The sequence below is a fragment of the Klebsiella sp. 10-1 genome, from assembly GCF_009758445.1.
In the GTDB taxonomy this organism is placed as follows: Bacteria; Pseudomonadota; Gammaproteobacteria; order Enterobacterales; family Enterobacteriaceae; genus Klebsiella; species Klebsiella scottii.
This window is the reverse complement of the sequence record NZ_WQRE01000017.1, coordinates 1-493: the sequence shown is the minus strand read 5'-3', so window position 1 is coordinate 493 and position 493 is coordinate 1. Positions and strand designations below refer to the sequence as shown.

Annotated in this window: 1 rRNA gene; it reads left to right on the top strand. The window is 51.3% G+C overall.

Annotation, left to right across the window (positions count from 1 at the left end):
* Positions 1–104 precede the first annotated feature (104 nt).
* Positions 105–493, top strand: a 16S ribosomal RNA gene (locus GO007_RS28020); the annotation flags it as partial.

Genomic DNA, 493 nt, shown 5'->3' with positions numbered 1-493 from the left:
AAAGTGACATGGATTCTTAACGTCCTCGGACGAAAAATGAATACCAAGTCTCTGAGTGAACATACGTAATTCATTACGAAGTTTAATTCACGAGCATCAAACTTAAATTGAAGAGTTTGATCATGGCTCAGATTGAACGCTGGCGGCAGGCCTAACACATGCAAGTCGAACGGTAGCACAGAGAGCTTGCTCTCGGGTGACGAGTGGCGGACGGGTGAGTAATGTCTGGGAAACTGCCTGATGGAGGGGGATAACTACTGGAAACGGTAGCTAATACCGCATAACGTCGCGAGACCAAAGTGGGGGACCTTCGGGCCTCATGCCATCAGATGTGCCCAGATGGGATTAGCTTGTAGGTGAGGTAACGGCTCACCTAGGCGACGATCCCTAGCTGGTCTGAGAGGATGACCAGCCACACTGGAACTGAGACACGGTCCAGACTCCTACGGGAGGCAGCAGTGGGGAATATTGCACAATGGGCGCAAGCCTGATG